The sequence below is a fragment of the Kitasatospora purpeofusca genome (assembly GCF_034043715.1).
Taxonomy (GTDB): Bacteria; Actinomycetota; Actinomycetes; order Streptomycetales; family Streptomycetaceae; genus Kitasatospora; species Kitasatospora purpeofusca_A.
This window is the reverse complement of the sequence record NZ_JAXCLC010000003.1, coordinates 109,179-130,773: the sequence shown is the minus strand read 5'-3', so window position 1 is coordinate 130,773 and position 21,595 is coordinate 109,179. Positions and strand designations below refer to the sequence as shown.

The 21,595-nt window shown below is 73.8% G+C and carries 24 protein-coding genes; 15 read left to right on the top strand and 9 right to left on the bottom strand.

Annotated elements, in window-relative coordinates; genetic code table 11:
• The first annotated feature begins 378 nt into the window (after positions 1-378).
• Positions 379-2,565 carry a putative bifunctional diguanylate cyclase/phosphodiesterase gene (locus tag SM793_RS02745; protein ID WP_320436346.1) on the top strand — a complete coding sequence of 729 codons (2,187 nt, stop codon included), beginning with the start codon at positions 379-381 and terminating at the stop codon, positions 2,563-2,565.
• A 48-nt stretch (positions 2,566-2,613) separates the two neighbouring features.
• Here the strand turns inward: SM793_RS02745 and SM793_RS02740 are convergent, their stop codons facing one another.
• Positions 2,614-3,729 carry an LLM class flavin-dependent oxidoreductase gene (locus SM793_RS02740; RefSeq protein ID WP_320436345.1) on the bottom strand — a complete coding sequence of 372 codons (1,116 nt, stop codon included), beginning with the start codon at positions 3,727-3,729 and terminating at the stop codon, positions 2,614-2,616.
• 325 nt (positions 3,730-4,054) lie between these two features.
• On the opposite strand from SM793_RS02740, the gene SM793_RS02735 reads away from it, so the two are divergent.
• Together SM793_RS02735 and SM793_RS02730 are read left to right on the top strand one after the other, a co-directional pair.
• Positions 4,055-4,651, top strand: coding sequence for a DedA family protein (locus tag SM793_RS02735; RefSeq protein WP_320436344.1), 597 nt, complete (start codon positions 4,055-4,057; stop codon positions 4,649-4,651).
• 235 nt (positions 4,652-4,886) lie between these two features.
• Positions 4,887-6,179, top strand: a complete 1,293-nt coding sequence (locus SM793_RS02730) for a hypothetical protein (protein WP_320436343.1) — start codon at positions 4,887-4,889, stop codon at positions 6,177-6,179.
• Here SM793_RS02730 and SM793_RS02725 read toward each other — a convergent pair.
• The 3 genes from SM793_RS02725 to SM793_RS02715 all read right to left on the bottom strand — a co-directional run bounded on the left by SM793_RS02725 (position 6,176) and on the right by SM793_RS02715 (position 9,621).
• Positions 6,176-7,234 (bottom strand): glycoside hydrolase family 6 protein, encoded by a 1,059-nt coding sequence (locus tag SM793_RS02725; protein WP_320436342.1) that lies wholly within the window; start codon positions 7,232-7,234, stop codon positions 6,176-6,178. The genes SM793_RS02730 and SM793_RS02725 overlap by 4 nt on opposite strands.
• 221 nt (positions 7,235-7,455) lie before the next feature.
• The gene (locus SM793_RS02720; RefSeq protein ID WP_320436341.1) at positions 7,456-8,184 is read right to left on the bottom strand and encodes a uracil-DNA glycosylase; all 729 of its coding nucleotides are present in this window, start codon (positions 8,182-8,184) and stop codon (positions 7,456-7,458) included.
• Positions 8,185-8,286: 102 nt separating this feature from the next.
• Entirely contained in the window at positions 8,287-9,621 is a 1,335-nt protein-coding gene (locus tag SM793_RS02715) for a low temperature requirement protein A (protein ID WP_320436340.1), read from the bottom strand.
• Positions 9,622-9,946: 325 nt separating this feature from the next.
• On the opposite strand from SM793_RS02715, the gene SM793_RS02710 reads away from it, so the two are divergent.
• The gene (locus tag SM793_RS02710; protein WP_320436339.1) at positions 9,947-10,726 is read left to right on the top strand and encodes an HAD-IIA family hydrolase; all 780 of its coding nucleotides are present in this window, start codon (positions 9,947-9,949) and stop codon (positions 10,724-10,726) included.
• A 436-nt stretch (positions 10,727-11,162) separates the two neighbouring features.
• Positions 11,163-12,278 (top strand): Gfo/Idh/MocA family oxidoreductase, encoded by a 1,116-nt coding sequence (locus SM793_RS02705; RefSeq protein WP_320436338.1) that lies wholly within the window; start codon positions 11,163-11,165, stop codon positions 12,276-12,278.
• A 91-nt stretch (positions 12,279-12,369) separates the two neighbouring features.
• Here SM793_RS02705 and SM793_RS02700 read toward each other — a convergent pair whose 3' ends face one another.
• Positions 12,370-12,792, bottom strand: coding sequence for a type II toxin-antitoxin system VapC family toxin (locus SM793_RS02700; RefSeq protein WP_320436337.1), 423 nt, complete (start codon positions 12,790-12,792; stop codon positions 12,370-12,372).
• On the bottom strand, positions 12,785-13,069 hold the full coding sequence (locus tag SM793_RS02695) for a type II toxin-antitoxin system prevent-host-death family antitoxin (protein WP_320436336.1): 285 nt from the start codon (positions 13,067-13,069) through the stop codon (positions 12,785-12,787). Before SM793_RS02695 ends, SM793_RS02700 begins: the two co-directional genes overlap by 8 nt.
• Positions 13,070-13,199: 130 nt before the next feature.
• Between SM793_RS02695 and SM793_RS02690 the strand changes: the two genes are divergently transcribed.
• The 8 genes from SM793_RS02690 to SM793_RS02655 all read left to right on the top strand — a co-directional run bounded on the left by SM793_RS02690 (position 13,200) and on the right by SM793_RS02655 (position 20,176).
• Positions 13,200-13,622: a hypothetical protein gene (locus SM793_RS02690; RefSeq protein ID WP_320436335.1), complete on the top strand. Its 423-nt coding sequence runs from the start codon at positions 13,200-13,202 to the stop codon at positions 13,620-13,622.
• Between the two features lie 6 nt (positions 13,623-13,628).
• On the top strand, positions 13,629-15,080 hold the full coding sequence (locus tag SM793_RS02685; protein WP_320436334.1) for a hypothetical protein: 1,452 nt from the start codon (positions 13,629-13,631) through the stop codon (positions 15,078-15,080).
• A complete protein-coding gene (locus tag SM793_RS02680) occupies positions 15,077-15,607 on the top strand; it encodes a hypothetical protein (protein WP_320436333.1) in 531 nt (176 codons plus the stop codon). Before SM793_RS02685 ends, SM793_RS02680 begins: the two co-directional genes overlap by 4 nt.
• 77 nt (positions 15,608-15,684) lie before the next feature.
• Complete coding sequence (locus tag SM793_RS02675) at positions 15,685-15,981, top strand: DUF6412 domain-containing protein (protein WP_320436332.1); 297 nt, start codon at positions 15,685-15,687, stop codon at positions 15,979-15,981.
• 87 nt (positions 15,982-16,068) lie between these two features.
• The gene (locus tag SM793_RS02670) at positions 16,069-16,800 is read left to right on the top strand and encodes a YidC/Oxa1 family membrane protein insertase (RefSeq protein ID WP_320436331.1); all 732 of its coding nucleotides are present in this window, start codon (positions 16,069-16,071) and stop codon (positions 16,798-16,800) included.
• Between the two features lie 106 nt (positions 16,801-16,906).
• Positions 16,907-17,677 (top strand): CDP-alcohol phosphatidyltransferase family protein, encoded by a 771-nt coding sequence (locus SM793_RS02665; RefSeq protein WP_320436330.1) that lies wholly within the window; start codon positions 16,907-16,909, stop codon positions 17,675-17,677.
• Positions 17,678-17,935: 258 nt separating this feature from the next.
• Positions 17,936-19,201, top strand: coding sequence for a serine hydrolase domain-containing protein (locus SM793_RS02660; protein ID WP_320436329.1), 1,266 nt, complete (start codon positions 17,936-17,938; stop codon positions 19,199-19,201).
• A gap of 66 nt (positions 19,202-19,267) precedes the next feature.
• Complete coding sequence (locus SM793_RS02655) at positions 19,268-20,176, top strand: aminoglycoside phosphotransferase family protein (RefSeq protein ID WP_320436328.1); 909 nt, start codon at positions 19,268-19,270, stop codon at positions 20,174-20,176.
• 7 nt (positions 20,177-20,183) lie between these two features.
• Here SM793_RS02655 and SM793_RS02650 read toward each other — a convergent pair whose 3' ends face one another.
• The 3 genes from SM793_RS02650 to SM793_RS02640 form a co-directional block, all read right to left on the bottom strand.
• Entirely contained in the window at positions 20,184-20,510 is a 327-nt protein-coding gene (locus SM793_RS02650) for a hypothetical protein (RefSeq protein WP_320436327.1), read from the bottom strand.
• Between the two features lie 159 nt (positions 20,511-20,669).
• Complete coding sequence (locus SM793_RS02645; RefSeq protein WP_320436326.1) at positions 20,670-20,792, bottom strand: hypothetical protein; 123 nt, start codon at positions 20,790-20,792, stop codon at positions 20,670-20,672.
• Positions 20,789-20,956, bottom strand: a complete 168-nt coding sequence (locus SM793_RS02640) for an ATP-binding protein (RefSeq protein ID WP_320436325.1) — start codon at positions 20,954-20,956, stop codon at positions 20,789-20,791. Before SM793_RS02640 ends, SM793_RS02645 begins: the two co-directional genes overlap by 4 nt.
• Positions 20,957-21,062: 106 nt before the next feature.
• Here SM793_RS02640 and SM793_RS02635 point away from each other — a divergent pair, with 106 nt between their 5' ends.
• Positions 21,063-21,248, top strand: a complete 186-nt coding sequence (locus SM793_RS02635; protein ID WP_320436324.1) for a DUF397 domain-containing protein — start codon at positions 21,063-21,065, stop codon at positions 21,246-21,248.
• Positions 21,249-21,302: 54 nt separating this feature from the next.
• On the top strand, positions 21,303-21,488 hold the full coding sequence (locus SM793_RS02630) for a DUF397 domain-containing protein (RefSeq protein WP_320436323.1): 186 nt from the start codon (positions 21,303-21,305) through the stop codon (positions 21,486-21,488).
• Positions 21,489-21,595: the final 107 nt, after the last annotated feature.

The following is a 21,595-nucleotide window of genomic DNA, read 5'->3' as shown; positions in this document are numbered from 1 at the left end:
TCCTCCTGCTCCTCGGCCCCGGTGGGGCGCGCGTTCGGCGCTCCGCCGGGGCCCGAGGGCGCACTGTCGGAGCACGCGCCCTCGGTGCACATCATGTGATGTGTACCGGGGGCGTCCGCATGTATCGCCGTACTTGCCCCCAAAGCCGACGAATCACCCTGGCGGCGGTCACCGCGCGTTGCCGTCGCGTCCTATGATCGGCCGCAGCACCCTGTTCCTCACGGTTCCTCAGGCGGGCTTCGGCCCGGCCCGCTCCGTCCCGAGCGTTCCGCTACGCCGCCCGCCCGAAGGAGCCCCGGCAGGGTGCGGGGCCGGGCCGCCGCAGTCGGGTGACCGGCCGGACCAGCGTCAAGCGTCAGCAGCGGACGGGAGCATGCCGTGCCGGGCCAGAACGAGGGGGCCGACGCTCACCGCCCCGGCGTACGGCGCGAGGAGCCACGGGCACACCGCCGCCTCCTGCCGCCCGCCCTCCACCCCGTCGGCAGCACGAACGGCACCGGCCCCGGTGCCGTGCAGGCCGTCCTGGACGGCGTGGCCGGTGTCGACGGTGTGGACGGCACGGCCGGTGCGGCCGGTGCGGCCGGCGGCGCGCTGCTCTGCCCGACCTGCTCGCGGCCGCTCTCCGACGACACCCGCCGGCCGGCGGACGGCAGCCCCGGCAACGGCACCCCGGAACCGGTCGCGGCCGAGGGCGGTGACCAGTTGCTGGCCGCCCTGCGGGCGAGCGAGGCCCGGCTGCGGGCCGCCTTCTGGGACGCCGGCATCGGTATGGCCCTGATCGACCCCGAGGACCGGATCATCGAGGTCAACCCCGCCTTCGCCACGCTCACCGGCCGCACCGTCGGCGAGCTGGCGCGGACCCACATCCACGAGATCGTCGACCCCGAGGGCATGCCGCACCGGCTCTTCCCGGCCCTGGTCAACGGCGAGCGCGACCGGCTCCGGGTCGAGAAGCAGCTCAGGCACCGCGAGGGCCGGACGGTCTGGAGCAAGGTGACCGTCTCGCTGATCCGGGACGCCGCGGGCGGGCCGCTCTACACCCTCGCCCTGGTCGAGGACATCACCGAGCAGCGCCGGCTCGGCGACCGGCTGGAGTACCAGGCTCTGCACGACCCGCTGACCCGGCTGCCCAACCGGACGTACTTCTTCGAACGCCTCGACGCCGCCTGCCTCACCGCCGACCGGTCGACGGCGCCCCCGCCGGCGCCCGCGCTCCCGGCCCCGGCCTTGGCCGCCGGCGGGGGCGACACCGGGGACGGGCCGGACAGCCCCCGGATCGGCGTCTGCTACCTGGACCTCGACGGGTTCGCCGCGATCAACGAGACGCTCGGCCACCACATCGGCGACCAGCTGCTGATCGCCGTGGCCACCCGGCTGCGGCGCGGCTTCTCCGCACACGGCACCCAGCTGGTGGCACGGATGGGCGGCGACGAGTTCGCCGTCCTGGTGACCGACAGCCGGGGCAGCGACCAGCTGACCGATCTGGCCGCCCGGATCCTCGAAGCCCTGGAGCGCCCCTTCGACGTGGCCGGCCACCGCCTGGTGGTCACCGCCAGTGTCGGCGTCGTCGAGCGCTCCGTGCAGGAGACCACCCCCACCGACCTGGTCAAGGACGCCGACGCCACCCTGTACTGGTCCAAGGCCGACGGCCGGGCCCGGTGGACCCTCTACGACCCCGACCGCGGCGCCCACCAGCTGACCCGCCAGTTGCTCGCGACCGCGCTGCGCCCGGCGCTGGAGCGTGGCGAGTTCACCATCGAGTACCAGCCGCTGGTCGGCCTCGCCGACGGCGCCGTGCACGGCGCCGAGGCCCTGGTCAGATGGCGCCACCCCCGTTACGGGACGCTCTCGCCGGACCGCTTCATCCCGCTCGCCGAGGAGTCCGGGGCGATCGTGCCGCTCGGCAAGTGGGTGCTGGAGGAGTCCTGCCGCCAGGCACAGCGCTGGCTCACAGAGTTCCCCGAGACCGAGACCTTCGTGAGCGTCAACCTGGCCGCCCGTCAGATCTGGGACTCCGACGTCGTCGCCGATGTCGCCGAGGTCCTCGAACGCACCGGGCTGCCGGCCCGGCTGTTGCAGCTGGAGATCACCGAGAGCGCGCTGCTCGGCCCCGGCGGACGCCCGCTCCAGGCGCTCCAGGCACTCGCCGACATGGGCGTCCGGATCGCGATCGACGACTTCGGGACGGGCTACTCGAACCTCGCCTACCTCTCCCGGCTCCCGGTGCACGTTTTGAAACTGGACGGCACCTTCATCGAGGGCTTCCGCGACCCCTCCCCGACCGGCTCCCGGGCGGAACTCCCGGAGTCCGGCGCGCGGCGGAGCGACGCGGACGAGCAGATCGTGGGCGCGATGGTGCAGCTCGCCCACACCCTCGGCCTGACCGTGACGGCCGAGGGCATCGAGAGCGCCGCCCAGGCCGAACGGCTGCGGCTCACCGGCTGCGACACCGCCCAGGGCTGGTACTTCGCCCGCCCGGGCGAAGCGGAACTGGTGGCGGCGATACTCCGCGACGACCGCGACAACCGGGACGGGCGCGACAACCGCAGCGGGCAAGCCGAATAGGACGGGTAGGACAGGTAGGACGGGCCGGAGGGTCGGGGCGGACGCGGGTCAGCCGGCCGAGGCCGGGGCCCCGGTCAGGCCGTACGCCTCGGCGATCAGCCCGTAGGAACGCAGCCGCGCCTCGTGGCCGTGGATGTGCGAGGTCACCATCAGCTCCTCCACCCCGGTCCGCTTGCGCAGCGCCTCCAGCCCGTCGGCCACCTCGCCCGGCGAACCCAGCACGACATTGCCCAGCCACTCGTCGACGAAGTCCGCCTCCGCCGGGCTGTACGGGTAGGACTCGGCCTCCTCGGGCGTGGGGATGGGGCCCGGGTTGCCGCGGCGCAGCCGGAGCATGCCGAGGGCCGCCGAGCGGGCGAGGCGGCGGGCGGCGGCCCGGTCGTCGGCCGCGACCGCGCCCACCCCGATCAGCGCGTACGGCTCGTCGAGGACGGCTGAGGGGCGGAACTCCGAGCGGTAGAGGTCGAGGGCCGGGAGGGTGTTGACGCTGCTGAAGTGGTGTGCGAAGGCGAACGGCAGCCCCAGGCGGCCGGCCAGCTGGGCGCTGAATCCGGAGGAGCCGAGCAGCCAGATCGGCGGCCGTCCCTCGCCCCTCGGGACGGCGGTCAGCCGGGCGTAGGCGTGCTCGGCCGGGAAGCTGCCGTCGAGGAAGTGGGTCAGCTCCGCGAGCTGGCGGGGGAAGTCGTCGGCGCCCTCGCCGAGGCCCCGGCGCAGTGCCCGGGCCGTGGCGGCGTCGGTGCCGGGGGCCCGGCCGAGGCCGAGGTCGATCCGGCCCGGGTGGAGGGCTTCGAGCAGGCCGAACTGCTCGGCGATCGCCAGCGGGGCGTGGTTGGGCAGCATCACGCCGCCCGAGCCGAGCCGCAGGGTGGTGGTGTGGGCGCCGAGGTGGGCCAGCAGGACGGCCGGGGTGGAGCTGGCGACACCGGGCATGCCGTGGTGCTCAGCCACCCAGAAGCGGTGGTAGCCCCATTCCTCGGCGCTGCGGGCGAGGGTGGTGGTCGCGGCGAGCGCCTGCGCGGGTGTGTGGCCGACCCCGACGGTGGCCAGGTCGAGAATCGACAGCGGGGCGGGCGCCGTTCCCCGGGCCGTTCCCCGGATCGGGTCCGGGGCGGGTGCCGCGTTCCCGTCCTCCCGCTGCTTCGCCCGCCTGTCCTCGGTCGTCATACCGTCCGTCCTCCTGGCCGTGGTCGTTCCGTCCGCCGGTGCGGCGCACCGGTGCCGGCCACCGGGTCGGCCGGTGCCGCCGCCGGTGCCGACAGTGGTCAACCCCGGCCGCGGTCCGCCTTGTTCCCCGCCCCGGGCCCGGTCCGTTCCGGGGCCCGCTCCGTTCCAGGACCGGGCCGGGCAGGTCCGGGCAGGTGAGGGCAGGTGAGGCCCGGCACCTGTGAGCCGCCGCACAGCCGGGGTGCTTCATGGCATGAAAAGTCGAGGCGCTAGCGTTGTCCCTTGCAACCACTGCTCCTCCGGGCAGCCTGGAGGGAGGAAGCACATGGACATCGCGACACTGGCCGGATCCTCGGGGATCTGCGCCCTGGCACTCTGCGCCGTCCTCGGCGACGCCTTCCTCCCCTTCATCCCGAGCGGGACGCTCGTCATACTCGCCGTGCTCAAGACGGCGCAGATAGACGGCGCGCCCGTACTGCTCGGGCTGGGCGTGGCCACCGCCTCCTTCCTCGGCGATCTGCTGCTGCTCCAGCTGGCCCGTCGCGGCGCGCCCATGGTCAACCGGCGGCTCGAACACCGCCCGAAGCTCGCGGCGAGCGTGGCGCGGGTCCAGCAGGCGCTGGACGAACGCACCACGCGGGCGGCGGCCGTCATGGTCGTGGTCGCCCGCTTCGTCCCGGCCGGGCGGACCGTCCTCGATCTGGCCATCGGGCACTCCCCCGCGCACCCCCACCGCTTCCTGCGCTGGTCGGCGCTGGCCGCGATGATCTGGGCGGCCTACATCGTGACCCTGGGCTGGCTCAACAGCCACTGGTTCGACACCGCCTGGCTCAGCCTCGCGGTCTCCTGCACGGCGGCCACCGCGGTGAGCACCGCCATCGCGCGGATCGTGCGCCGCAACCGCCGGCTCTCGCTCGGCTGACGCCGCGACGGCACGCCCCTCGAATCGGGCGAAGCGTCACAGGACGGCAACAGAAGACATTTCTTCGCATCCCGTACAGGTGTGCCGAGCGTGTTCACGGTCGGCGGCCCCCGGTTCCTTGGTGACCCGTGCGTCCGCATGCAATCCTAACAACGGATAATCACTCAATTGTCTGAATTGACTGATTCGGGAACGGCCACGGCCGTACCCGGTCCGGACGACCCCAGGGGAGACGATGGGCAGCATCTCGCGCAGGACCGTGCTCACAGCCACCGCCGCGACCGCGGCCCTCGGAGCGGTGACGGCCTGCTCCGGGAGCGGCTCGGGACCGGCCGCCGCCTCCGCCTCCGGTTCCAGCTCGGGCGCCGCCCCCGCCCCCACCACCGGCGGGGCGAGCACCGGAACCAGCGCCACCCCGAGCGGCACCCCGGCCAAGGGCAAGCCGATCGGCGACGGCTCGACCTCCGACACCGGCCCCCAGCCGAACCAGCCCAAGCCGGAGAAGCTCAAGCCCGGCGAGCGCCCGCCGCAGTTCGTGGTGTTCTCCTGGGACGGCGCCGGAGCGACCGAGGACGGCCAGTTCCCCCGCTTCCTCAAGCTCGCCGAGGAGCACAAGGCCTCGATGACCTTCTTCCTCTCCGGTATATACGCCCTGCCGAAGGGCAGGTCCGAGCTGTACCACCCGCCGAAGCACTCGGTCGGCGCGTCCGACATCCCCTACCTGTCGGACGGCGCGGTCAAGAACACCATCAAGCTCGTCAGCCAGGCCTGGCTGGCCGGCCACGAGATAGGCACCCACTTCAACGGCCACTTCTGTTCGACCCGGCCGGACGGCAACGGCGTCAACAAGTGGACCCCCGAGGACTGGCAGAGCGAGATCGACCAGGCCGTCGGCTTCGTGACCCAGTGGCGGACCAACACCGGCTTCACCGACGTCGACCCGCTGCCCTTCGACTACAAGAAGGAGCTGATCGGCGGCCGCACCCCCTGCCTGGAGGGGCAGAAGGCCCTGCTGCCGACGGCCGCGGCCCTCGGCTGGAAGTACGACGCCAGTTCCTCGGGCGGCCAGCAGATCTGGCCCCAGAAGGTGCAGGACGGGAAGGTCTGGGACCTCCCGCTGCAGAGCATCCCGTTCCCCGGGCACACCTTCCAGGTGCTCTCCATGGACTACAACATCCTGGCCAACCAGTCGAAGGTCACCAACGGGGACCCGGCCAAGTTCAACGACTGGCGCACCCAGGCCAGGGACTCCTACCTGGCGGGCTTCGACCGCGCCTACAACGGCAACCGCGCGCCGTTCTTCATCGGCAACCACTTCGAGCAGTGGAACGGCGGCATCTACATGGACGCCGTCGAGGAGACCCTCAAGACCGTCGCGGGCAAGCCCGAGGTCCGGCTGGTCTCGTTCAAGCAGCTCGTCGAGTGGCTGGAGGTGCAGGACCAGTCCACCCTCCGCAAGCTGCGCACCCTCAACGTGGGGCAGGCGCCGGCCGGCGGCTGGGAGTCCTTCCTCGGTGCGGCCGGCTAGGAACTGGCCGGGTCCACCTGGCCGGTGGCGGCGGCCGTCGCCAGGCCCAGCGCGTACGGGAGCCAGAACTCGCCCGCCCGGGGCTCGCCCCGGCCGCACTCGCCGTCCGACTCGCCCGGGTTCTTGATCCAGAGGAAGGCGTCGACCCCGGGCTGCCCGGTCTCCGTCGTGGGCGGCGTGCCGAGCGCGCGGCCGGGCGGGTTGCACCACGCCTCCGCGCCCAGCGGGCCGTTGCCGTTGCGGCTGGTGTCGACGACGAAGTGCTTGCCGTCCAGCCGGGCGGACAGCTGGGCCCCGTACGCGGTGCCGCGGTCGGTGGAGTAGAAGTTGGAGACGTTCAGCGCGAAGCCGTCGGCCGCCGCGATCCCGGACTTGCGCAGGGCGTCGGCCAGTGCGGCCTGGTCCTGCACCCAGCCGGGGTTGCCCGCGTCCAGGTAGACCCGCACCTGCGGACGCTTCTTCAACTCCTGGACGGCGAAGGCCAGCAGGCCGTAGCGCTCGGCGGCGGCATCGCCCTTGACCCCGCAGGCGTCCAGGGTGTGCGCGACCGCGTCGGGCTCCAGCACCACCCAGGCGCGGCGGTCGCCGAGCGCCTCCGCGAGCCCGGTGGCCCAGGACCGGTACGCGGCCGCGTCGGTGGCGCCGCCGGCCGAGTAGAGACCGCAGTCCCGGTGCGGGATGTTGTACGCGACGAAGACCGGCGTCCGGTCGGCCTCGGCGGCGCGCCGGCTCACCTGCTCGGCGGTGCCCCGGGCGGCCTGGTCGGTCAGCCACTGCGAGGAGGGCCGGGCGGCGATCCGCAGCAGGATGTCCGCCTCCGCCGTCCGGCCCTGGCCGCGCAGCGCGGTCACCTGCTGGGCGGCGGCGGTCCGGTCGGAGACGTAGAAGGTCTGGCCGGGGAGCTGCGGCAGGGCGCCCGGCGTCGGCCCCCCGGGCGCGGTCGCTCCCCCCGGAACCGCCCCGGGCGCGACCGCCGCAGATGTGGTGGCCGGTGCGACCGCTCCCGTCGGACTCCCTCCGGCGCAGCCCGCGAGCCCGGCCACGAGCCCCAGCAACGCCGCTCCCACGGCCGGCCGGAGGCCGGCCCCTCGCCCAACTCGGCGCACGTACCGCCCCTCCCAGATCCGGCCCGGCGACCCGGTCCGGCCCCAGCTTCGCACACCGGGCACCGCCCGCCGTCCACCGGAAGGTGAACGGCGGGCGGCCCGCGGCGAGGAGACGGGCCGTCAGGGACAGGCCCGGCCGGACGGCTCGGCCGGGGACGCCCCGGCTCGGCTCAGACCTGCTTGAGGTCCGGGATCCGCCAGTCGACCGGGTCGACCCCGAAGCCCTCCAGCGCCGTGTTGATCTGCGAGAACGGGCGGCTGCCGAAGAACAGCTTGGCGGACAGCGGCGACGGGTGCGCGCCCTGGACCACCACGTGCTTCCCGGTGTCGATCAGCGGAAGCTTCTTCTTGGCGTAGTTGCCCCAGAGCACGAAGACCACCGGCTCCTCGCGCGCGCTCACCGCCTTGATCACCGCGTCGGTGAACTTCTCCCAGCCCTTGGCCTTGTGCGAATTGGCCTCGTGCGCACGGACCGTGAGCACCGCGTTGAGCAACAGCACGCCCTGCTCGGCCCAGTGCATCAGGTAGCCGTTGTCCGGCGCCGGAACGCCGAGGTCGGCGTCCAGCTCCTTGAAGATGTTGCGCAGCGAGGGCGGCGTCCTGGTGCCGGGCAGCACCGAGAAGCTCATCCCGTGGGCCTGGCCGTCGTCGTGGTACGGGTCCTGGCCGAGCACGAGCACCCGGACCTTCTCGTACGGCGTGGCCTCCAGTGCGGAGAACTCCTGCCCGCTCGGCGGGAACACCTGGTGCTCCGCGCGCTCGGCCGCCACGAAGGCCGCCAGCTCGGCGAAGTACGGCTTTTCCGCCTCGGCGCCCAGCACCTCCCGCCAGGACTCCGGCAGCTCCAGACCGGCTCCCGATTCCGCCCCGCCCACGTTCGCCTCGACCGTGTCCGTCACGACGACATCTACCTCCCACCGGACGGCCGCTCACCGCGACACCGCCCCGACCTTCGGGCATATCGCGCCCCTCGCGCCGTACGCCCTCTTTCACCCCGAACGCTACACAGGCCCACCGACAACCGGGTCCGCGACCGCTTCGCCGGAGGGCTCCCGGGCCGCTTGCGCGGCTGGTTCCGGGGCTGGTTCCGGGACCGCCGCCGCGGCCACGCGCCGGTGCTCGACCACGTTCAGCACCACCAGCACCACCGCGAGCGTCACCAGTGCGGCGAGCGCCGGCCACCGCACCATCGCGGGCGCGAGCGCCAGTACCACCGCCGCCGCCACGATCCGGGTGGTGGCGACCGACCGGAACATCATCCAGCGCGTGTAGCCGAAGGTCAGCAGATACAGTCCGCACCCCCCGTACAGCAGCCCCACCGAGGCCGCGCCCAACGCCCGGCGGGGATCGGCCACCGTCTCGCCGAAGCCCACCGCCACCGAGATCACCGCGGCCGCCAGCGCCAGGTGCCCGTACTGGAAGACCCTGCGGACCATGTCCCGGCGCGAGTCGGCGACGGTGACGGCGTGCCGCATGGCATCGGCCGCGAAGACGAAGTACTGCCACCAGAGCCCGGCCGAGATGGTGAACGCGGCCGTGACCGCCACGAGTTCGGCCGCGTCGAGGCGGACCGCCGCCGCGCTCGCGCCGATCCCGACGATCGACTCGCCGAGTGCCACCAGCAGGAACAGGGCGAACCGCTCCGGCATGTGCGACGGGTGGTAGGCGACGGCGGCCAGCTTGCGGCGGAACACCACCGGGCCGGACAGGTCGCAGAGCGCCGCCAGCGCCCAGAGCCCGACCCTCGGCCCCTCCGGCAGCAGCCCGCCCGCCACCAGCAACGGCCCGCTGACCAGCACGCCCACCCCGTACGGCCCGCGCCAGACCCCCGGGACGCGCACCAGCAGGAGCAGCAGCACCACCCGGGCCGCCCAGTACCCGGCGCCGAGCAGCACGCCCCGGTTCCCGTACGCGCCGGGCACGGCCAGTGCCATGACCAGGCCGGTGAACCCGACGGCCAGGATGCCCAGCCGGTCGCGCGCGGTGTCCACGTCGCGGATGTTGGCCTGCACGGTGGTGCCGACCCAGCACCAGTAGACCGGGACGAACACCACCAGCGCCTGCGCGATCCCGAGCAGGTCGTGGCGGTGGTGCAGCAGGCCGGAGACCTGGGTGATCGCGAAGACGAAGATCAGGTCGAAGTACAGCTCCGCCCAGGTGACCCGCTTCTCCGGCAGCTCCCCGCCCGGGCCGCCGCCCGGCCCCTCACCCGACCGTCTCCCCTCCGACTGCTTCCCCTCCGGCCGTCTCCCCTCCAGTTGTCTCCCCTCCGACCGCTCCCCCGTCCGGACCGCCGATTCCTCGGCACCCACCGGAAGCTCCCCCGTTGTGCTCATCCGCCCCTCCTCGGCGCACACAGCGAACGGGCCCGCCCGGTACGACGACCGGGGCCGGGCCCGCAACAGCAGTGCCGAGGCTAGACCAGCCCGTGCCGGCCCGCGATCACGGGGCTCGTACGGCCCGGGACCCGCCCGGGCACGGCCCCGTTTTCCCCGTCCGCCCCCCGTCCACCGCCCCCGTCCACCGGTCGGCAGCCCCTACGGCCAGCGGCCCGGGGCGACTAGGCTGATCGTCGTTGGGGCAGCCATTGGCGCCCGGCCGGCCGCTGGTGTCCGGTCCGGTGCGATTTTCGAACCATCGCAAGACCTAGGAGACACCACCGTGGCAGACCGCAAGCCCATCGACACCTGGCTGACCGACATGGACGGGGTCCTCATCCACGAGGGCGTGCCGATCCCCGGCGCCGATGCCTTCATCAAGCGGCTGCGTGAGTCCGGCAAGCCGTTCCTGGTGCTCACCAACAACTCCATCTACACCCAGCGCGACCTGCACGCCCGGCTCTCCCGGATGGGCCTGGACGTCCCCGCCGAGCACATCTGGACCTCCGCGCTGGCCACCGCGAAGTTCCTCTCCGACCAGCGCCCGAACGGCACCGCGTACGTGATCGGCGAGGCCGGACTGACCACCGCGATGCACGACGTCGGCTACGTGCTCACCGACACCGACCCCGATTTCGTCGTCCTCGGCGAGACCCGCACCTACTCGTTCGAGGCCATGACCAAGGCCGTCCGCCTGATCAACGCCGGCGCCCGGTTCATCGCCACCAACCCGGACGAGACCGGCCCGTCGGCCGAGGGCGCGCTCCCCGCCACCGGCTCGGTCGCCGCCCTCATCACCAAGGCCACCGGCGTGGAGCCCTACTTCGTCGGGAAGCCCAACCCCCTGATGATGCGCGCCGGTCTGAACGCCATCGGCGCCCACTCCGAGCGGAGCGCGATGATCGGCGACCGGATGGACACCGACATCGTCTCGGGCATGGAGGCCGGCATGTCGACCTTCCTGGTCCTCACGGGCCTCACCCTGGCCAGTGAGGTGGAGCGCTTCCCGTACCGGCCGACCCAGGTGGTCGACTCGATCGCGGACCTGGTCGACCTGATCTGAGGCGCGGTCACCAACCCTCGGCCGCGAGGCACCTCGAAGGCCCTCCCACCCGGGAGGGCCTTCGTCGTGGCGGCGGCCGACCGGAGGAGTCCGGCCGCCCCTCAAGGACTCCTTAAGCCGCCCCTAACCGCACCGATGACCTCTCAGCGGCGCGGCCCGGCCCGGTTAGCGTGAGCGCCACGCCTGGTCCCCCGCACCGGCCCCGGCGGTCACCACCCCGGTGTTGCCGCCGCCGCGCCCCCCACCGCGGCGGCGGCAACACCGGGACGGCGGCAACACCGGGACGGCCGACGTCGCCCGGTCTCCCCCGGCGTCGCCCGCTCCCCCGCCGGCGCCGGTCCGAATGCCCCGGCTCCGTCGCCGGCCCCGGTCCGAATGCCCCGGCTCCGTCGCCGAAGCCGGGGCCAACCGGGCACACCGTGATTGAGTAAGGCACATGACCACCTCCGCGCGCCCCGCCGCCCCCGGAGCTTCCGGCTCCCGCCCGCCCTTCCGCGTAGGTCTGATCGGCTACGGCCTGGCCGGCTCCGCCTTCCACGCGCCCCTGATCGCCACCACCCCCGGACTCCGGCTCGCCGCGGTGGTCACCGCCAACCCCGACCGCCGGGCCCAGCTGCGGCACGAGCACCCCGACGCCCACGCCGTCGACACCCCCGAGCAGTTGCTCGCCGACCCCGACGCGCTCGACCTGGTCGTCATCGCCTCCCCCAACCGCACCCACGCCCCGCTCGCCCGCGCCGCCCTGCGGGCCGGGCTGGCCACCGTGGTCGACAAGCCGCTCGCCGCCACCGCCGCCGAGGCGCGCGAACTCTGCGCGCTCGCCGAATCGAGCGGCACCCTGCTCACCGTCTTCCAGAACCGCCGCTGGGACGGCGACTTCCTCACCGCCGCCCGCCTGGTCCGCGAAGGCGCGCTCGGCCGGGTGCACCGCTTCGAGTCCCGCTTCGAGCGGTTCCGGCCCAAGCCCAAGCCCGGCTGGCGCGAACTCGCCGACCCGGCCGAGGTCGGCGGCACCCTCTACGACCTCGGCAGCCACCTCGTCGACCAGGCGCTCACCCTCTTCGGGCCGGTCGACACGGTGTACGCGGAGATCGACGTGCGGCGCGACGGCGCGGTGGTCGACGACGACGCGTTCCTCGCCCTCACCCACGCCAACGGCACCCGCTCCCACCTGTGGACCAGCGCGATCACCCCGCTCGTCGGCCCCCGGCTGCGGGTCCTCGGCGACACCGCCGGATACGTCAAGCCCGGCATGGACCCCCAGGAGGCGGCCCTGCGGACCGGCCTGCGCCCCGACGGCACCATGCCGTGGGGCGCCGACGACCCGGCCCAGTACGGCACCCTCGGCACCGACGGGTCCACCACGCCGCTGGCCACCGACCCCGGCGACTACCCCGCCTTCTACGCGGGCGTCGCCGCCGCCCTGGCCGACCCCGGTACCCCGCCGCCGGTCGACCCGCGCGACGCCGTCGCCACCCTGAGCGTCCTGGAGGCCGCCCGCGCCTCGGCCGCCACCGGCACTTCCGTCCGGCTCGACGGCGTGCCCGCCTGACCCCGCCCCGTCGGCCGCCCGCGCCCCTGCTGCGGGTGCGGGCGGCAGGCGGGCAGCGGGGAGCGGGGAGCGGGGAGCGGTGCGGGGGTACTCAGACCCCGATGACCTCGACCGCCGAGCCCAGCCCCTTGAAGTCCGAGATGTTGCGCGTGTACAGCGGCAGCCCGTGCGCGGAAGCGATCGCGGCGATCATCAGATCGATCCGCCGCGGACGCGGCTGCCGGCCGGCCGCGATCGTCAGCGTCACCAGGGTCCCGTAGCGGGCGGCGGCGGCCCTGTCGAAGGGCAGCGGATCGAAGTCCGCCATCGCCGCGCCCAGCACCTCCAGCCGGGCCGCCCGGCCGACCGGGTCACGGGCCATCGACACGCCCTGCTGCAGCTCCGCGAAGGTGATCGCGGTCAGCTCCGGCACCGCCGGCAGGTCGGCCGGGCTCAGCAGCGCCAGGTCGATGTAGACACACGTGTCCAGCACCCCGGCGGGCCGCCGCCGGGACGCCCGCCGCCGCTCAGCCACGCGGCCGCTCGAACGGGTCGCCGTCCTCGTCCCCGACCAGTTCCTCCGGCCCGAAGTACTCCTCGGACTCCTTGCGCATCTGCTGGTAGTCCACCCGCGGCAGCTTCACGTGCCGTGCCACCAGTTCCTCGGCCGTGAGCCGTCGGCGCCCCGCCACCGGCCGCAGCTCGGCGACCTCGACCCCGTTCCTGGTGATGTGGAAGACCTCGCCCGCCTCCACCGCGTCCATCACCGCGGCGGAGTTGTTCCGGAACTCCCGCTGGGTAATCGTCTTCATGCTTTCAAAGTAGCCCCGTGTAGCACCGACGGCTACGCCTCGCGTACCGATCCGCCGGAAAATCCACCACCCCGGGCCCTCCGCCGCGTTACCGTACGACATCGACCGATCACGCTGGGGGGCTCCGACCGTGGCCGACACGACCACCGAAGCACAGCAGAATCCGTGGCTCCACGGCCAGGACGGGCCGCCGCCCGGCATCCCGCGCCCCGCCACCGGACCGGGCCCCTGGGCGAACGGCCCCTCGGCCGGCGCACCCGTCCACGTCGAACCGACCGCACTCCGGCTCGCCGCCACGGCCTCCCGGCGCCTCCAGGGCGAGCTGCGGCAGGCCGTCGGCCACGCCGAACCGGACACCGCCGCCACCGCCCTCGCCCTCACCACCGACGGCTTCGCCACGGGCGCCGCGCTCACCCAGGTCCTCAGCTGGTGGAAGACCCGCTGGACCGGCCTCGACCACCGCCTCGGCCTCGCCGCCGACCGGCTGGAGGCCACCGCCACGGCCTACCGGTCGGCCGACACCGCCGCCGCCTCCGCGTACCGGGCGCCCTGAGCCGTGGTGACCTTCGCCCAGCTCCGGCACGCCGCCCTCCCCACACTCGACCGGACCGGGGACACCTGGAACGGCCTCGCCGGGCACGCCGAACAGATCGCCGGCCAGGTGCGCTCGGACGTCCTCCAGCCGCTCACCGGGGCCGCGCCGAGCCCCTTCGCCGCCGCCGGTGCCCGCGCCTGGAGCGGCGTCGCGGCCGACGAGGCCACCCGGGAGCTCGGCCTGCTCGCCGACGAACTGACCGCCTTCCACTACGAGGCCCTCGCCGTCACCGCCGCCCTGCGCCGGGCCGCGTCCGCGTTCACCCGGGCCCGGCAGGACCTGCTGCGCGCCATCGGCGACGCCGAGGCCCTCGGCGCCACCGTCACCGCCGACGGCACCGTCACCCTGCCCCCACTGCCGCCCGAGGACCGCAACGACCCGGACGCGATCGCCTACCGGCGGCGGCAGTGGGAGGAGCTGCAGCAGCACGTCGAGGCGATGCGGAAGGCCGTCACGGCCGCCACCGAGGCCGACGCGACGGCGGCGGCCTCGCTCCGCACCCTCGACCCCGCCGAGGTCGACCCGGCGACCCGTGCCGGGGCGGTGGCGGAGGCCCGTGGCGACCTCGTCCGGGCCGCGGGGATGCCGACCGACCCGAAGGCCCTACGGCTCTGGTGGGGCGCGCTGGACCCGAGCGTCCGTGCGGGGCTGCTGGCGGCGGACGGGGAACGGCTGGTCGCGGCGGGCGTGCTGGGTCCGGTCGACTACGAGTGGCACGCCCCGGACGCGGGCGCGGGGGACTTCGCCCAGCGACCGCCCGGGCCGGGGGACTATGCGATCGGAGTGGCGGCACAGGCACTGCTCGTGGGCGGAGGAACGTTCGTCGGGTACACCGACGCCGCGCGTCACATGGAACACTTCCTGGCCGCGAGCGGAGAACCACTGACCGTGGACGTGGACCGCATGCTCGGTGACGATCAGAAGCTCAGCGGCCTGGTGGAGGGGCAGATCGCCACCAACCGGGCCGCGTGGCGGCAGACGGCCCTGGATGCCTTCGCGCAGTCCGGCGGTGCTCCGGTGGCGGTCCCGATCGAGGCCGCCCAACAACGAACCGCGGACACCCGGAACTGGTACCTGGCCATCGGCAGCCACGCCTTCGCCACCTCCGGCGTGGTCACCGCCCGGCCCGGACCGGACGGAAAGCCACAGGTCTCGATCCATTACCAGGTCCACATCTGGGACCGGTACAACTGGGACCCCGGTAAGAGCACGCCGATCGCGGGTACCAACATCAAGGACAGCGATATGGCCGCACTCCACCAGACCGGCCTGGCCAGGGAGTACGACCTGATCGGACGGAGCACCCCGAGGACCGTCGCCCTGCCCGAGACCTCGGCGGACCTGCCCGCAGTGCCCGGCTGGCCGAGCGGCACCCGGGACGGCACACGGAGCGATCCGGGCCGGGAGGACCGATGAAGGGGCAGCCCGACCGACAGCTCACTCGTCGACGACGGCTGGTGATCGCGCTGCTCACCGGTGCCGTGCTGCTGCCGGTGGCCCTCCTGTACTGGGCGTACGAGGCGGACCGGAAGCCGGCCGACGACAGCGGACGGCCGGGTTCGTGGATGTCGGCGACGGCGGAGCAGGTCGCCGATCTGACACGGGTGCCGGTACCCGCCCTGGCGGTCGATGTGCGGTGGGGGCACCAGAACGGATTCCAGTACGACCTCGGCGTCCAGTCGTTCCGGCTGCCGGGTGAGCAGACCGGCACGTTCAGGGACGGCCTCGCCGTGGCCGAGTGGCACGCGGGTAAACCTCTCGACCCGGGCACCGATGACGGTCTCGTCCACATCGGGGCGCCCGATCCTCGTACCGAGCCCTCGATGACCTGTGGCCTCTTCGAGTCACGTCCACCCGGACACGTGACCTCGACCTCGGTATGCCTCGCCCCTCGGCCCGACGGGACCAGCCAGATCTGGGTGAGTGCTGTGCGCACCCCCTGAGACCGCCGGTCCGGTCGGCGGCCCCGTCTGGCATCATCGTTGGCAGTACTGGTCCGGAGCGCAGAGGAGGCAGGGACGTGGCTGTGGTCGCGATGCTGCTCGGGCTGCTCCGGGTGCTGAGTGGGGAGTGGCTCGCCGAGGGCGGCGGGTCGCTGACGTCGGTGGCGGCCGCCGCTGCCGTGGTGCTGGTGACCGGGGCGGTCGCGGGGGCGCTGGTCGTCGCGCGGCTGCTGGGGGCGCGGGCGCCGGCGAGTGTGCGGGCCGGGGTGCTGCGCAGGCGCGCGTTCCGGACGGCCTTCCTCCCGCAGCGTGATCCGGATGCCCGGGGCCGACAGCGCCCGAGGGCTCCGGGAGCGGTCCCGGCGGCCGCGTAGCACCGGGGATTCCTTCACCACCGGCCCGTCGCGGCCGTCCTCCGTCGATCACTCGTACCCCGAGACCCCCGGAGGGCTCGCTCCACCATGTCCGTTTTCGCAATCCTCGACCCGGCCGTCGGCCTGGCCCACGATGTCGTCGCCGCGCTCGCGCAGCTCGTCCCGACCGCGCTCGCGATCGTCCTGTTCACCGTCTGCGTCCGGCTGGCGCTGCACCCGCTGGCTCGGGCGGCGGCGCGCGGCGAGAAGGCGCGGGCCCGGCTGGCGCCGCGGATCGCCGAGTTGAACCGCAAGCACAAGGGCCGCCCGGAGAAGCTCCAGGCCTCGCTCGCCGAGCTGTACCGGGAGGAGAGGGCCTCGCCGTTCGCGGGCTGCCTGCCGATGCTGGTGCAGATCCCGTTCTTCTCGGTGATGTACCGGCTGTTCACGACCCCGAACGACCTGCTCGGCCACACCCTGTTCGGTGCCCCGCTGGGGTTGCACGTGGGGTCGGCGCACGGTGCGGGCGAGTGGGCGGTGTTCGCGGTGCTGTACGCGGGGCTGGCGGCGCTGGGGTACGTCAACTTCCGAAAGGCCCGCCGGGCCCAGGCCAAGCAGGCGGCCCAGCCGGCCCAGTCGGCGAAGTCGGCCCAGGGCACACCGGCGCAGCCCGGGCTCGCGTTCCTGCCGTACCTGTCCTTCGGCACCGTGCTGTTCGCGGCCCTCGTCCCGCTGGCGGCCGCGGTCTATCTGCTGACGACCAGCACCTGGACGGCGGCCGAGCGGGCCTGGCTGCACCGGGACGGCGCACCGGAGCCCGTGGGTCTGGCGCTGGTCTGAGGCCGGGTCGGCCGGACCGCCCGGCCTCGCCTAGCCTGTGTGATCGTTCGGGCCGGTCGGCCGGACGATCACGCAGGTGGGCTCGGGTGAAGGGGAGGGTGGCGTCATGGCGGTCGCTGCGCCGGCGTTGGCCGAGTTGCGGGAGGTCTGTCAGCCGCGGGCGAAGCTGGCGAGCCGCAACGGTGAGCACTGGGCGGGCCGGCTCTACATGCGCGCCGTGTCGTTGCGGGTCACCCGGCAGCTGGTGCGGACCTCGGTGTCGCCGAACACCCTGACCTGGCTGATGGTGGTCTGCGGGGTCGGGGCGGGGGCGGCGCTGCTGGTCCCCGGGCCGGTGGGCGCGGTGCTGGCGGCGCTGCTGTTCCAGGGCTTCCTGCTGTTCGACTGCGTCGACGGCGAGGTGGCCCGCTGGAAGCGGCGGTTCAGCACGGCCGGGGTGTACGTGGACCGGCTCGGCGCGTATCTGGCGGACGCGGCGCTGATGGTCGGCGCGGGTGTCCGGGCGGCCCGGGGCGGGTCGGAGCTGTGGGTGTCGGTGGGCCTGGCGGCGGCGCTCGGTGTGGTGCTGCTGAAGGCGTCGACCGACCTGGTGGACGTGGCGCGGGCGCGCAGCGGGCTGGCTCCGGCGGACGAGGAGTCGACCCAGCCGCGTTCGCAGGGCATCGCGACCGCGCGCCGGCTGGCGTCGGTGTTCAAGATCCACCGGGTGACCAACGGCATCGAGGCCTCGCTGGTACTGCTGGGGGCGGCGGTGGCGGACGCGGCGGTCGGCGGCATCGGGCCGACCCGGGCGGTGGTGGCCGGTATCGCGGTGATCACCTGGGGCATGGTGGTGGCGCACCTGGCCTCGATCCTGTCCTCCTCGCGGCTGCGGTAGGCCCGCCGCGCGGTAGCGCGCCGCAGGGACGAACTCGCCACCTGGGAAGCCGCGTTGACGCGCACCGGGGCCGTCCGCTGTCAAGCCCGGTGATGCCGATCGGCCGCCGCCCGACCCCCGCCGTTCGACCGGGGCACCCGCTACCCCCGTCGGACGGCCGGGGGTGGCCGGGGCCGGTCCGCAGGATGACGCGGGTCGGCCGGGGCAGCTGCCAGCCTGGACGTGGAGGGCCCGAGGTCCGGGCCGGAGGGGCTTGTCATGACGTTCAGTCAAAATTCTTACCTGGTGGACAGGTTGAGCGGGCGCGGTCGACTGGGCAGGAGGCTGGCCGCCGTCGCACTGGCGGGTGCCGCCGTCGGCGCGCTCGCCCCGGCCGCGGTGGCGGCGCCCGCCCCGGCCGGGGCCGAGGCCCGCCGGGGCGGGGTCGACGCGCGGGCGGAGCTGCGGGCGTTCGTCGCGGACGGCTCCTCGACGGCCGCGTTCGCCGAGGTCCGGGAGGACGGCCGACGGATCTGGCGCGACGCGGCGGGCACGTCCGACCTGGCCACCGGGCAGCCGGCCAGGCCGGACGGCCGGTTCCGGATCGGCAGTGTCACCAAGGCGTTCGTGTCGACGGTCGTGCTGCAGCTGGTCGGGGAGGGCCGGCTGCGACTGGACGACCCGGTCGAGCGCCACCTGCCGGGCGTCGTCCCCAACGGCGGCGCGATCAGCGTCCGCCAGCTGCTCAACCACACCAGCGGCCTGTACGACTACCTCGAGGACCCGCGGTTCTTCTACCAGGACGATGCGGGCCTGCGCGACTACGCGCTCGGGGACCGCCGCTGGCAGGACTACCGGCCGGAGCAGCTGGTCGCGATCGGTGTCGCGCACCCGCCGTACTTCGCCCCGGGCCAGGGCTGGAAGTACTCGAACACCAACTACATCCTGGCCGGCCTGCTAATCGACAAGCTCACCGGCCACAGCTGGCAGAGCGAGGTGACGCGGCGGATCGTCCGGCCGCTGCACCTGGACGACACCGTGTTCCCCGGCTCGGAGACCGGACTGCGCGGCCCGCACGCCCACGCCTACGCCAAGCTGCCGGAGGGGCCGGCGGACATCACCAGGCTCAATCCGACCGTCGGCGGCGCGGCCGGCAACGGCATCTCCACCACCACCGACCTCGACCGCTTCCACGCCGCCCTGTTCGGCGGCAAGCTGCTGCGCCCGGCCGAGCAGGCCGCGCTCACCACGACGGTGCCGACCGGGTCGGGCCACAGCGCCTACGGGCTCGGCGTGGCCGAGGCGGACCTCGGCTGCGGGCCGCTGTGGGGCCACGACGGGGGCCTGCCCGGCTGGGGGACGCTGATGTTCGGCACGGCGGACGGGAAGCGGCAGGTGGCGCTGTCGTACAACCCGTACGAGGGCACCGACCAGTCCGGGCTGAACGCGGCGGTCGTCACCCTCGCGGTGAAGACGCTCTGTGGCACGACACCGGCGGGTGCGGCGGCGGACGCCCTGTCGGCCCTGCGGGGCGCCGGCCGCTGAGGCGCGGCGGCCGGTAGTCGAAAAACACTTGCCCCACCGGGCGGCACGACGGTCGGATAGTGCCCCATGAACAGCGACACCGTGGATCTGCACCCCGGCCAGCACCCGATCGACGAGGACCTCGTCCGGCGCCTGGTCGCCGACCGGTTCCCGCAGTGGGCCGGGCTGCCGGTGACGAGGTTCCCCTCCGGCGGCACCGTCAACGCCATGTACCGGCTGGGCGAGGAGATGGTGGTCCGGCTGCCGCTGGTGGACTGGGGGGCGCCCGACGCGGCGATGGAGCGGGAGTGGCTGCCGAGGCTGGCGCCGCTCCTGCCCGTCGCCGTCCCGGAGGTGCTCGGCGCGGGCGGGCCCGCCGAGGGGTACCCGTGGTCGTGGTCGGTGTACCGCTGGCAGGAGGGCGCCCATCCCCGGCCGGGAGCGCTGCGCGAGCCGGTGCGGCTGGCCGAGGACCTCGCCGGCTTCGTGACCGCGATCCGGTCGCTCACCCTGCCGGACGCCCCGCCCGCCTACCGGGGCGGGCCGATCGGGCTGCTCGACGAGGAGACCAGGACGGCGATCGGGGAACTGCGGGCGCTGCCCGAGGAGGGCGTCGACTGCGCGGCCGTGACCGCCGTCTGGGAGGACGCGCTGGGCGCGCCGGCCTGGGACGGGCGGACGGTGTGGCTGCACTCCGACCTGATGCCGGGCAATCTGCTGGTGGACGGCGGCGGACGGCTGACCGCGGTGATCGACTTCGGCTGCGCGGGCGCGGGCGATCCGTCCTGCGACCTGATGCCGGCCTGGAACCTGCTGCCGGCCGACGCCCGCGCGGTCTACCGCGCGGCGCTCGACGTCGACGATGCCACCTGGCGGCGCGGACGGGGACGGGCCCTGGCGCTGGCGCTGAACGCGCTGCCGTACTACCGGGAGACCAACGCGGCGATGGCGGAGAACGCGCGGCATGTGATTCGGGAGATCCTCGCCGAGTCCTGAGCTCGGATCAGGGCTGGGCCAGGGTCCACCAGGTGCGGTGGTCCGTACGCAGGCTCACGGCGAGCTGATGCCCTTCGCCGTCCGTGACGCTGCTGGTCAGCGTGAGGCTGCACCGCCTGGGCGCGTCGAAGGGGACCCGTCCGTTACCTCCAGCAGGGCGTCCGCCCTCCACCAGCTCCAGCCGCGTTCCGTCCGCCCCCAGCCCGGACCACCGGCCGACCGGGCTGGGCGGCGCCGATTCGACGAGGACGGCCCGGAGGGCGACCAGGCCGAGCGGCACGAGCAGGAACGCGAGCGCGACCGCCGGGGCGGCGTACTTCGTCGACCTCGTCATGGCGGGACCGTAGCAGCGCAGTTCACCGTCGTCCGGGTGCGCTCGGAGGAGGAGATGCGCCCCGCCGATCGGCAGATGGACGGGGCTCCTGGCTGCGGGGACGATGAGGTGCGCCCCGACCTGGCCGACCGGGCAGCCGGTCAGGCCGGGCGCGCGGGGCTACTCGGGTATGCCGGGGTCGTCCTCGTGGCGACGGTCGTGAAGGAAGTCCGACCGGAGCCGGCAGACGGCGCCGACGACGGCCGCGGCGATGATGAGGATCAGCAGCCCCAGCACGGTCACGCGGCCTGGTCGAGCTCGAACCAGACCAGCTTGCCCCGCTTCTGGGGTTCGGCGCCCCAGCGGTGGGTGAGGCCCTGGACGAGCTGGAGACCCCGACCGGACTCGGCGAGGTCCGCGAGTTGGACTCCGTAGGACCGCCGACGTTTCTGACCGAGGTGAAGCAACTCGAGAACTACCGAAATATCATCAGTACGATGCGAGACCGCGCTCTCGGCCCGACCGAGTCGTGTGATTTCATCTCCGGCCTCCTGAAGGGTCTGTGAGGAACCAATGGAAGAACTCCTGTGGCAGAGGCCGAGCCTCTGCGGTGACGGCAACAACTGCCCGGAGGTGGCCATCACCGGCGACTCCGTTTATGTTCGAAGCAGCCTCCGGCCCACCGAGGTGACCCAGTTGACCCCTACGGAGTGGCGCGACCTCCTCTCCGGGATCCGCAACGGGGAGTTCGACATCTGAGTCGCCAGTGCCCCGTCCCGGGGTGCGGGCATCCTGAGCACCTGTGAGGAACCAGTGGAAGAAATCCAGTGGCAGAGGCCGAGCCGCTGCGCCGGCTCCAGCAACTGCCCGGAGGTAGCCGTCACCGCCGACGCCGTCCACATCCGGAGCAGCCTCCTCCCCTCCTCCACCGCCCGACTGACCCTCCCCGAGTGGCGCGACCTCCTCGCCGGGGTCCGCAACGGCGAGTTCGACGTCTGAACCGTCGCCTCCCGGCCGGCACCCCGGGCCCCCCGGGGCGCCGGCCTCCTCAATTTCCTCAAGATTCCCTGGAACCCTCTCCGCCCTGCGGACACCAGATCTGCGTG

Bases quoted from the DNA above. Each gene is read 5' to 3' on its own strand.
- SM793_RS02740 (WP_320436345.1), bottom strand. From the start codon at position 3,729: ATGACGACCGAGGACAGGCGGGCGAAGCAGCGGGAGGACGGGAACGCG.
- SM793_RS02735 (WP_320436344.1), top strand. From the start codon at position 4,055: ATGGACATCGCGACACTGGCCGGATCCTCGGGGATCTGCGCCCTGGCA.
- SM793_RS02730 (WP_320436343.1), top strand. From the start codon at position 4,887: ATGGGCAGCATCTCGCGCAGGACCGTGCTCACAGCCACCGCCGCGACC.
- SM793_RS02715 (WP_320436340.1), bottom strand. From the start codon at position 9,621: ATGAGCACAACGGGGGAGCTTCCGGTGGGTGCCGAGGAATCGGCGGTC.
- SM793_RS02705 (WP_320436338.1), top strand. From the start codon at position 11,163: ATGACCACCTCCGCGCGCCCCGCCGCCCCCGGAGCTTCCGGCTCCCGC.
- SM793_RS02695 (WP_320436336.1), bottom strand. From the start codon at position 13,069: ATGAAGACGATTACCCAGCGGGAGTTCCGGAACAACTCCGCCGCGGTG.
- SM793_RS02680 (WP_320436333.1), top strand. From the start codon at position 15,077: ATGAAGGGGCAGCCCGACCGACAGCTCACTCGTCGACGACGGCTGGTG.
- SM793_RS02670 (WP_320436331.1), top strand. From the start codon at position 16,069: ATGTCCGTTTTCGCAATCCTCGACCCGGCCGTCGGCCTGGCCCACGAT.
- SM793_RS02665 (WP_320436330.1), top strand. From the start codon at position 16,907: ATGGCGGTCGCTGCGCCGGCGTTGGCCGAGTTGCGGGAGGTCTGTCAG.
- SM793_RS02660 (WP_320436329.1), top strand. From the start codon at position 17,936: ATGACGTTCAGTCAAAATTCTTACCTGGTGGACAGGTTGAGCGGGCGC.
- SM793_RS02655 (WP_320436328.1), top strand. From the start codon at position 19,268: ATGAACAGCGACACCGTGGATCTGCACCCCGGCCAGCACCCGATCGAC.
- SM793_RS02650 (WP_320436327.1), bottom strand. From the start codon at position 20,510: ATGACGAGGTCGACGAAGTACGCCGCCCCGGCGGTCGCGCTCGCGTTC.
- SM793_RS02635 (WP_320436324.1), top strand. From the start codon at position 21,063: ATGGAAGAACTCCTGTGGCAGAGGCCGAGCCTCTGCGGTGACGGCAAC.